Below are 9000 nucleotides of genomic sequence, written 5' to 3' on the forward strand. Positions count from 1 at the left end.
GCACATCCCCCAACCGGCGAGACGCGGCCGCTGGTATATCACGCCGCAAGACGAAGGATGACGATGACGATCAAGCGCGTACGCAAGGCGGTGTTCCCAGTGGCGGGTCTGGGCACGCGATTCCTGCCGGCGACCAAGTCGATACCCAAGGAAATGCTGACGGTCGTCGACAAGCCGCTGATCCAATATGCCGTCGAAGAGGCGCTGGAAGCGGGAATCGAGCAGATCATCTTCGTCACCGGGCGCGGCAAGGGCGCGCTGGAAGATCATTTCGACATTTCGTACGAGCTCGAAGACACGATGCACGCGCGGGGCAAGTCGCTCGCCGTGATCGAGGGTATCCGTCAGAAGCCGGGTAGCCCGGTCTATGTTCGCCAGCAGGAGCCGCTCGGCCTCGGCCATGCGGTGTGGTGCGCGCGCGAGATCGTCGGCGACGAACCGTTCGCGGTGCTGCTGCCGGACGAGCTGATGGTCGGGCAGCCTGGATTCCTTGCGCAAATGGTCGAGGCCTATGACAAGGTGGGTGGCAACGTCATCGGCGCGCTGGAAGTGGCGGACAGCGAAACCGACAAGTACGGCATCATTTCTCCGGGTGCCGTCGACGGCCGATTGACCGAAGTGAAGGCGCTGGTCGAAAAACCGGAACTCGGCAGCGCGCCGTCCAACCTGATGATCCCCGGCCGTTACATCCTGCAGCCGGAGGTGATGCGGGTGTTGGAGAGTCAGGAGAAGGGGGCCGGCGGTGAGATCCAGCTCACGGATGCGATGGCGCAGCTGATCGGGCAGCAGCCGTTCCACGGCTTCACCTTCGATGGCCAGCGTTTCGACTGCGGCGACAAGGCGGGGTACATTCAGGCCAATCTGGCGCTGGCACTGGCACGCGAAGACATCGGGCCATCGGTGCGGGCGTTTGCACAGGCGCTGTTGGGATAGACCGTCCGGACGGCGGTCTCGGGCGTCAGCTGCCGCAGGTGCGGCAGCCGGGGTCGCTGGGCAAGGTCAGCGTCCTGAAGCGTAGCGCCAGCGTGTCGGCGAGCAGGAGTTTGCCGGCGCTGTCCTCGCCGAAGGGGTGGATCGCGCGCAAGACCTCCAGCGCGGCGAGGCTGCCGACCACGCCCGCCATCGGGCCGAGCACGCCATCCTCGGAACAGGTCGCCCCCGGACGTTCGGGATCGTCACCCACGAAACAGCGATAACAGGGTTTTGCCGGCTCCCAGCCGCGAAACACGGCAAGCTGGCCATCGAATTGGCCGATCGCAGCGGAGACGAGCGGTATTCGCGCGGCATAAGCCGCATCGGCGACGAGCAGGCGGGTCGCGAAATTGTCGCAGCCGTCCAGCACCACGTCGGCGTCGGCGAGGAGGCTGGCGACACTGGATGCATCGACGCGAAGCGTGCGGGCGCGGGCATCGACCAGCGGATTGATCCGGTGCGCGGCGGCGGCTGCGACCTCAGCCTTGCCGTGACCGATATCGGCCGTGGCGTAGATGGTCTGCCGTTGCAGATTGGACAGGTCGACAGCATCGTCGTCGACGATCGTGAGCCGGCCTATCCCGGCGCCGGCGAGATACTGGATCGCAGGCGATCCGATGCCGCCCGCGCCGATCACGATCACATGCGCGCGGGCGAACCGCTGCTGGCCGTCACCGCCGACCTCTTTCAGGACGATGTGGCGGGCATAGCGAGTGAGCGCCTCGTCGGAGAGGGTCACGCCGGCCAGGAGAAGGTCAGGCTGGTGCGATACCAGGCGTCGGCGCGCGCCGCGTCGGGCGCGACGTTGCCGCGCGCCATGCTCGATACCAGACCGGCCGCATATTGTTCGACGGAGGGGCAGGCGATCGCGCGTGGCACGACCCGGCGTGGCTGGCCTGCGGAGCCGAGCAGCACGGCGACGTCGACCTTCAGCACCCAGCCGGCCGGCGAGGGCGCGGCGGCGGCGCAGCGGCCGGCCTTCACCTCTGCACGCACGAAGCCGGACAGGGAGGAATCGTCTTCCACCTCGCGCGCAAGAGGAAGCGCCCGCAAGCTGCTCCAGTCCTGCGGCGGCATCGGCGCAGGCGCCGTGGCGGCCAGCTGTGCCGCCCATATCCATGCTACGATCATCGGCCGGTCGATCCGAACCCTCCGCTACCACGCTCCGTATCGTCGAGGATATCGACGAGTTCCAGCGTGGCGCGCTGAACCGGGGCCGGAACGAGTTGAGCGATCCGCTCACCACGCGCGACGACGAACGGCTCTTCACCCAGGTTGATGAGGATCACCTTCACCTCGCCACGATAGTCCGAATCGATCGTACCGGGCGTGTTGAGGCAGGTGACGCCGTGCCTGAGCGCGAGGCCGGATCGCGGGCGGACCTGTACCTCATATCCGTCCGGTATCGCGATCGAGAAGCCGGTCGCCACCGCGGCGCGGGTGCCGGGAGCGAGGGTGATCGCTTCGGCCGACACGACATCCATGCCCGCCGCGCCTGCCGTCGCATAGGCCGGTACGGGCAGGTCGCGCCCGTGCGGCAGGCGGCAGAGGCGGATGGCGATCGGGTCGGTCATCCCGGACGGCTAGCGGCCTTATGCGAACGGATCAAGAACCTGCGAGCGCATCCGCGATGCGAGAGGCGAGACGGCGGGCCACCTCCGCCTTGGGCAGGCGTTCCCAATGTTCGACGCCGACGGCGGTGGCGAGGTGGACGGTGTTGGCGTCGCCGCCGAAGACGTCGCCCGACACGTCGTTGGCGACGATCCAGTCGGCGCCCTTGCGGATGCGCTTGGCCGTCGCGTGTTCGACGACGCGCTCGGTTTCGGCTGCGAAGCCGACGACGAGGCGGGGGCGTTGCGGGCCGTGGGCGAGGGTGGCGAGGATATCGACGTTCTCGGTCAGTGTCAGCGTCGGTGTGGCACCGCCCTTCTTGACCTTGTGCGGCGCGACGTCGACGCGCCAGTCCGCAACCGCGGCGACCATCACCGCCGCATCGGCGGGCAGGGCGCGCGTCGCCGCGTCCGCCATGTCCTGCGCGGTGACCACGTCGATGCGGTCCACGCCTGGCGGGGTGGCGAGGGCGACCGGGCCGGCGACGAGCGTGACCCGGGCACCGAGAGCGGCGAGCGCCTCGGCGATGGCGAAGCCCTGCCGCCCCGAGGAGCGGTTGGCGATATAGCGGACCGGGTCGATCGGCTCATGGGTGGGGCCGGCGGTGACGAGGACATGGCGGTTGGCGAGCGATCCTGCCGGGGGTGCCAGCGCCGCGTCGATCGCGGCGGCGATGGCGACGGGTTCGGGCAGGCGGCCGGGGCCATATTCGCCGCAGGCCATCGCGCCGTCGTCGGGGTCGAGCACGGTGATGCCGTCGGCACGCAGTTGCGCGACGTTGCGCCGTGTCGCGGCGTGCGTCCACATCCGCACGTTCATCGCCGGGGCGGCGAGGACGGGGGTGTCGGTGGCGAGCAGCAGCGTGGTGGCGAGATCGTCGGCGATGCCCGCCGCCATACGCGCCATCAGGTCGGCGGTGGCGGGAGCGATGACGATCAGGTCGGCCTGGCGGCTGAGCTGGATATGGCCCATTTCCGCTTCGTCCTTCAGATCCCACAGGGTGGTGTAGACCTTGTCCTCCGACAGGGCCGCGAGTGTCATCGGCGTGACGAAATGCGCGGCGCCGTCGGTCAGTACGCAGCGGACGGCGTGGCCGCGTTTCCTGAGCAGGCGGATCAGTTCGGCGGCCTTGTAGGCGGCGATTCCGCCGCCGACGATCAGGAGGATTCGTTTCACCGGATGATCCTTTTCACCGTGATCCGCCGTGTGTCGCGCGCAGCGGCGACCAGATCGCGCACGCCGTCGGGGACGAATGCGAGGCCGACGAGCAGCAGTGGCGCGACGAGCAGCCCCCAGTAGAAGGTGTCGAGCCGGCCGAAGACGCTCAGCACCGCGGCATAGGCGGCAAGCAATACCAGCACCCGCAGGCCGAGGGGATCGCGCCATGCCGCCCAGCCGAACAATGCCAGCCCGACGAGTGGCGCGGCGACCCACAGCGGTGCCAGGATCAGCGCGGTCGACACGGTCATGGTGCGGATGAAGAAGCCGAAGCCGAGTCGCCCCGACCAGCCGGGCGATTCGGGATCCAGCGGGCGGACCACGTCCGCGACGGCGTGCGCATGAGCGGCAAGCGCGATGGCGAGGATCGCACCGGCGATCATCCAGCCGGTCGCCTCGCGACGCTGGCCGCCGAAGAGCGCGAGGATCGCCATCAATGCCAGATAGAGCCCGGCCGTCTCGCGGATCAGCGTCGCGGCGAGCCCGAACGCAACCGAGGGCAGCCATCCCTCGGGTCGGTAGGCCGCCAGCGACAGGGCGATGAACAGGCCCGCCCAGATTTCATGAAAGGCGATCAGGTCCCGCTGTACGAAGGCCATCAGTCCGCCGGCGAGCAGGGCCATCGCGACGATACGCGGCGGCGGTCGGGCGAAGGCGGGGGCGAGCCGCGCATACCAGGCGAGGGCGACCGCCGCTGCGAGCAGGTAGAGCAGGACGACGACGACACCGTGGGGCACCGACGCCTGCACCATCGCGAGCGTCGGCAGGCGAAACGTGACGAACGGTTTCAGCGGGTAGTTGCCGGCGCGCATCGCATCGGCTGCGACGGCGTAATAATGGCCGCCGTGGCGCACGTTCTCGACGATGGTCTCGTAGAGGACCACGTCGGCCTGATCGTCGGCACGATCGGCGGGCGTTCGCGTCGCTGCCGGTGGGCTCGGTGTCGCGAAAACGAGCAGCGTCGCCAGCAGCAGCACTGCGAGCGCCGCGAGGCCCGCCCAGGCATTGCGCGGCGTCGTCCCGGCGAAGCGCGAGGGCTGCGTCAGCCACACCGGGGCAAGCGTACGGCGCATCATCGGGTCAGTGGACGATCAGCCAGGTCGCCGCGACGCTGGCGGCGGCGGTGACCAGCGCCACTGCGGCATATCGCCAGCCGCCGCCGATCCGCACGACCTCTATCTCGCGCAGCGGGGGGGCAGGAGGCTCGCCGCCGGGGGCGGGATAGCGCGCCTCGATCCGGCGGATGAGGTCCGGCAGCGCTGCGATGGTGCGGACGTCGCGGATCAGGCGATCGGCGATGGCGGCTTCGGGGCCGAGTTCTGTGCGGATCCATTCGCGTACGAACGGCGCGGCGGATTCCCACAGGTTGATGTCGGGGTCGAGACCGGTGGCGACGCCCTCGACCATCACCATCGTCTTCTGGAGCAGCAGCAGGTGCGGCTGCGTCACCATGTCGAAATCGCGGGTGATCGAAAACAGGCCGTCGAGCATCATGCCGATCGACATGTCCTTGACCGGCAATCCGCGCATCGGTTCGCCGACCGCGCGCAGGGCGGTGGCAAATTCGGCGACGTTATGATGTGCGGGGACGTAGCCCGCCTCGAAATGGATTTCGGCGACGCGTTTGTAGTTACCGGTGATCAGGCCGTAGAGGATCTCCGCTAGCCAGACCCGCGCCCGCCGGTCGATCCGGCCCATGATACCGAAGTCGATCGCGGCGATCTTGTTGCCGGGCAAGGCGAACAGGTTGCCCTGATGCATGTCGGCGTGGAAGAAGCCCTCGGCGATCGCCTGGCGCAGGAATGCCTGGATCAGCGTGTTGGCGAGCTTGGGCAAATCGTAGCCCTGCGCGATCAATCGGGTGCGATCCGACAGCTTGATCCCGTCGACCCATTCCACCGTCAGCACGCGTGCCGTCGAGCGTTGCCAATCGATCGCAGGGACCATGAAGTCCGGCTCGGCCGTCATCGATTCGGCGAGTTCGGACGCCGAGGCCGCCTCGCGCCGAAAATTGAGTTCGCGGGTCGTCCAGCGCTTGAAGTTCTCGACCGTCAGGCGCGGGCGGAGGCGGCGGGCCTCGACGCTCATGCCTTCGAGCTGGGCGGCCGCCCATTCGTAGGTCGCTATGGCACGGGTGAAGTCGGCCTCGACACCGGGGCGCAGCACCTTCACGGCAACGGTACGGCCATCGGTCGTGACCGCGCGATGCACCTGCGCGATCGAGGCGGCACCGACCGGCGTTTCCTCGATTGAGGTGAACAGGTCCGACGGCGGGCGGCCAAAGCTGCCCTCCATCGCGGCGGCGATCGTCGCGTAGGGGACGGGGGGCAGCTGGTCCTGCAGACGCAGCAGGTCCTGCGTCGCCACCTCGCCGACGAGATCGGGACGGGTGGCGAGCGTCTGGCCGAGCTTGATCGCGGCGGGGCCGATCGCCTGGAACGCATCGGCGTAACGCGGCACCTTGGGCACGCGCGCGCCGAAGCGGGCGATGCGCGCCAGCCGGCGGACGGGTGCGGGCGTGTTGGGGTCGCGCTCGATTCCGCGCAGCGCGCCGTGGCGGGCGAGGATGCGGCCCCATTTCAGCAGGCGCCAGACGTGGACGACGGAAGCAGTCACGCCTTTAGCCCCTCCTCTTCAGAGGAGGGGTTGGGGTGGAGGACTCATCGGCGCTGGTCTCGGTGAGACGATCCCCACCCCAACCCCTCCCCTGAAGGGGAGGGGCTTGTCGGTGCGCGTGCATCAAATCTTCCACCCCGAGTGGATCGCGACGAGTCCGCCGAGGATCGGTTCGGCCTTGGTACGGACGAAGCCGGCGTCGGCGATCATGCCCTTGAACGTCGGCATGTCGGGGAAGCGGCGGATTGATTCGATCAGATAGCGGTAGCTGTCGGCGTCCTGCGCGAGCATCTGGCCGAGCTTGGGCACGAGCTTGTGCGAATAGCTGTCATAGACTTCCTTGAACCCCGGCCATGTCGTGGTCGAGAATTCGAGGCAATAGAAGCGGCCGCCGCGGCGCAGGACGCGGTGGGCTTCGCGCAGGGCTTTGGGGATGTCGGTGACGTTCCGGATGCCGAACGCGATCGTATAGGCGTCGAAGAACTTGTCGGGGAAGGTGAGCGTTTCCGCGTTCGCTTCCGTCCACACCAGCCCGTCGATGCCGCGCTTGGCGGCGCGTTCCATGCCGACTTCCAGCATCTGCGGGTTGATGTCCGCCACGGTCACCGACGCGCCGGCGGCGGCGAGGCGGAAGGCGATGTCGCCGGTGCCGCCCGCCATGTCGAGGATCTGCTGCCCCTCCTGCGGCTGGACGCGGCGGACGAAGCGGTCCTTCCACAGCCGGTGCATGCCGCCGGACATGGCATCGTTCATCAGGTCGTAGTTCTTGGCGACGCTGGAGAAGACGCCGCCGACGCGGGCGGTCTTTTCCTCTGGCGCGACGTCTTCGTAGCCGAACGAGACGGTTCCGGGAGTGGCGGTATCGGTCATGCGCCTGCCCTAGCGGTGGCTTGTGGCCGGGGCAAACGCAACCTAGCTGATCGGTGTGCCAGAACTCCCCGAAGTCGAAACCACCGTCCGCGGCCTGACCCCGGTCCTTGCCGGCCAGCGCCTGACCAATGTCGAGCCGCGCCGCGCCGACCTGCGCAAGGCGATTCCCGTCGATCTGCGCCAGCGGCTGACGGGCGCGACCGTGACGGGGCTGGGGCGGCGGGCCAAATACGGCATGATCGATACCGATCGCGGCGATACGCTGATCTTCCACCTCGGCATGTCGGGGCGGTGGCGGGTCGATCCCGCCGAGCGGCTGACGCACGACCATCTGCTGATCGAGACCGGGGAGGGGCGCAGTCTCGCGCTCAATGATCCGCGGCGATTCGGTTTCCTGGATCTGGTCGAGACCGCAGCGATCGATGCCTACCCGCCGTTCATGGCGATGGGGCCGGAGCCGCTGGGGGCCGACTTCACCGGTACATATATGCATCGGGTGCTGAAGGGCCGGGTGTCGCCGATCAAGGCGATGCTGCTGGACCAGCGGATCGTTGCGGGGCTGGGCAACATCTATGTGTGCGAGGCGCTGCACGTGGCGCGGATCGCGCCGACGCGGGCGGCGGGGCAGATCGGCCTGCCGCGACTCGAGCGGCTGGCGATCGCCGTGCGCGAGGTGCTGCTCGCGGCGATCGAGGCGGGCGGTTCGACGCTTCGCGACTATGCGCGTCCCGACGGGGAATTGGGATATTTCTCGAAGCAGTTCCTGGTGTACGGCCGCGAGGGTGAGCCGTGCCATTGCGGCGGCATCGTCCAGCGGCGGGTCGATAGCGGACGATCGACCTTCTATTGTGCGACATGTCAGCGAAACTGATCCAGCCGGCATTCCTTCCCCTCGCAGGAAGGACCTGCCGAGGGTCTTCCCGGTTGACCCCTTCGCCTGCAATCGCTAAGGGCGCTGGCTTCGAGAGGGCGTAGGGTGATCCCGGCGCTGCTTTCCCATCGACAACATCACTCGCAAGGACGTCCCGAATGGCGAATACGCCGCAAGCCAAGAAGCGCATCCGTCGTAACGAGCGCCGCGCCGAGATCAACGGTAACCGCGTCGGCCGTATCCGCACCTTCATCAAGAAGGTCGAATCGGCGCTGGCGTCGGGTGACAAGGCTGCGGCGACGACCGCTCTCGCCGCTGCGCAGCCGGAGCTGGCGCGTGGTGTGTCGAAGGGCGTGCTGCACAAGAACACCGCGAGCCGCAAGTTCGCACGCCTGACCAAGGCCGTGACCTCGCTCGCCTGACACGCGTCACGCGTCGAAAACGTTCAGCCCGCCGGGACCCGTCCCGGCGGGTTTTTTGATGTCCGTTTCGGGTGCAAAAAGAACGAAAAGGGAAAGGCAGGAGTCACCACGATTCGGGGCAGGTCTTTCTGGTCGAAGCGCGGTAAAACCGAGTGTTTTCAACAACTTGTCACTTTGTTGAACGCATTTCCGCGGGCCGTGGGCTGTCAATCCCGTTTATTTCAAGAATGTGACCGGGCGGGGGCTTGATCGACTCGGGCAACGCTTCATAACTCGCCCTCACCGCAGCGGCTTTCAACGCTGCCGGGGACCTGAACAGCGTGGGGATGCCGAACGGCCTTTGGCCGAAGGGGGACTTGTCTGTCTTGAGAATGCAGGTCGGGTCGACATTCCGTCGTTCCGACATCGGAGACGTGTGCG

Annotated in this window: 10 protein-coding genes; 3 read left to right on the forward strand and 7 right to left on the reverse strand. The window is 67.7% G+C overall.

Annotated features, from left to right (window positions below):
* Window positions 1-63 precede the first annotated feature (63 nt).
* Window positions 64-933: a UTP--glucose-1-phosphate uridylyltransferase GalU gene (galU, locus tag NF699_19560; protein ID USU05193.1), complete on the forward strand. Its 870-nt coding sequence runs from the start codon at window positions 64-66 to the stop codon at window positions 931-933.
* Between the two features lie 25 nt (window positions 934-958).
* Here the strand turns inward: galU and moeB are convergent, their stop codons facing one another.
* The 7 genes from moeB to NF699_19595 form a co-directional block, all read right to left on the reverse strand.
* Entirely contained in the window at window positions 959-1711 is a 753-nt protein-coding gene (moeB, locus tag NF699_19565; GenBank protein USU05194.1) for a molybdopterin-synthase adenylyltransferase MoeB, read from the reverse strand.
* The gene (locus NF699_19570) at window positions 1708-2103 is read right to left on the reverse strand and encodes a hypothetical protein (GenBank protein USU05195.1); all 396 of its coding nucleotides are present in this window, start codon (window positions 2101-2103) and stop codon (window positions 1708-1710) included. Before NF699_19570 ends, moeB begins: the two co-directional genes overlap by 4 nt.
* Entirely contained in the window at window positions 2100-2546 is a 447-nt protein-coding gene (dut, locus tag NF699_19575) for a dUTP diphosphatase (GenBank protein USU05196.1), read from the reverse strand. The genes NF699_19570 and dut overlap by 4 nt, the downstream gene beginning before the upstream one ends.
* A 31-nt stretch (window positions 2547-2577) precedes the next feature.
* Window positions 2578-3759 carry a bifunctional phosphopantothenoylcysteine decarboxylase/phosphopantothenate--cysteine ligase CoaBC gene (gene coaBC, locus NF699_19580; GenBank protein USU05197.1) on the reverse strand — a complete coding sequence of 394 codons (1182 nt, stop codon included), beginning with the start codon at window positions 3757-3759 and terminating at the stop codon, window positions 2578-2580.
* Window positions 3756-4877, reverse strand: a complete 1122-nt coding sequence (locus tag NF699_19585) for a hypothetical protein (GenBank protein ID USU05198.1) — start codon at window positions 4875-4877, stop codon at window positions 3756-3758. The genes coaBC and NF699_19585 overlap by 4 nt, the downstream gene beginning before the upstream one ends.
* A gap of 4 nt (window positions 4878-4881) precedes the next feature.
* On the reverse strand, window positions 4882-6417 hold the full coding sequence (gene ubiB, locus NF699_19590; GenBank protein USU05199.1) for a 2-polyprenylphenol 6-hydroxylase: 1536 nt from the start codon (window positions 6415-6417) through the stop codon (window positions 4882-4884).
* A gap of 123 nt (window positions 6418-6540) precedes the next feature.
* The gene (locus NF699_19595) at window positions 6541-7287 is read right to left on the reverse strand and encodes a class I SAM-dependent methyltransferase (GenBank protein ID USU05200.1); all 747 of its coding nucleotides are present in this window, start codon (window positions 7285-7287) and stop codon (window positions 6541-6543) included.
* 55 nt (window positions 7288-7342) lie between these two features.
* Between NF699_19595 and mutM the strand changes: the two genes are divergently transcribed.
* Window positions 7343-8158 (forward strand): bifunctional DNA-formamidopyrimidine glycosylase/DNA-(apurinic or apyrimidinic site) lyase, encoded by an 816-nt coding sequence (gene mutM, locus NF699_19600; GenBank protein USU05201.1) that lies wholly within the window; start codon window positions 7343-7345, stop codon window positions 8156-8158.
* Window positions 8159-8316: 158 nt separating this feature from the next.
* Window positions 8317-8580, forward strand: a complete 264-nt coding sequence (gene rpsT, locus NF699_19605; GenBank protein ID USU05202.1) for a 30S ribosomal protein S20 — start codon at window positions 8317-8319, stop codon at window positions 8578-8580.
* The last annotated feature ends 420 nt before the right edge of the window (window positions 8581-9000 follow it).

It is taken from the genome of Sphingomonadaceae bacterium OTU29LAMAA1 (assembly GCA_024072375.1).
In the GTDB taxonomy this organism is placed as follows: Bacteria; Pseudomonadota; Alphaproteobacteria; order Sphingomonadales; family Sphingomonadaceae; genus Sphingomonas.

What these genes read in the sequence shown, in the direction of transcription:
- rpsT (USU05202.1), top strand. Translation starts at nt 8,317, where the DNA reads ATGGCGAATACGCCGCAAGCCAAGAAGCGCATCCGTCGTAACGAGCGC.
- dut (USU05196.1), bottom strand. Translation starts at nt 2,546, where the DNA reads ATGACCGACCCGATCGCCATCCGCCTCTGCCGCCTGCCGCACGGGCGC.
- NF699_19595 (USU05200.1), bottom strand. Translation starts at nt 7,287, where the DNA reads ATGACCGATACCGCCACTCCCGGAACCGTCTCGTTCGGCTACGAAGAC.
- galU (USU05193.1), top strand. Translation starts at nt 64, where the DNA reads ATGACGATCAAGCGCGTACGCAAGGCGGTGTTCCCAGTGGCGGGTCTG.
- NF699_19570 (USU05195.1), bottom strand. Translation starts at nt 2,103, where the DNA reads ATGATCGTAGCATGGATATGGGCGGCACAGCTGGCCGCCACGGCGCCT.
- NF699_19585 (USU05198.1), bottom strand. Translation starts at nt 4,877, where the DNA reads ATGATGCGCCGTACGCTTGCCCCGGTGTGGCTGACGCAGCCCTCGCGC.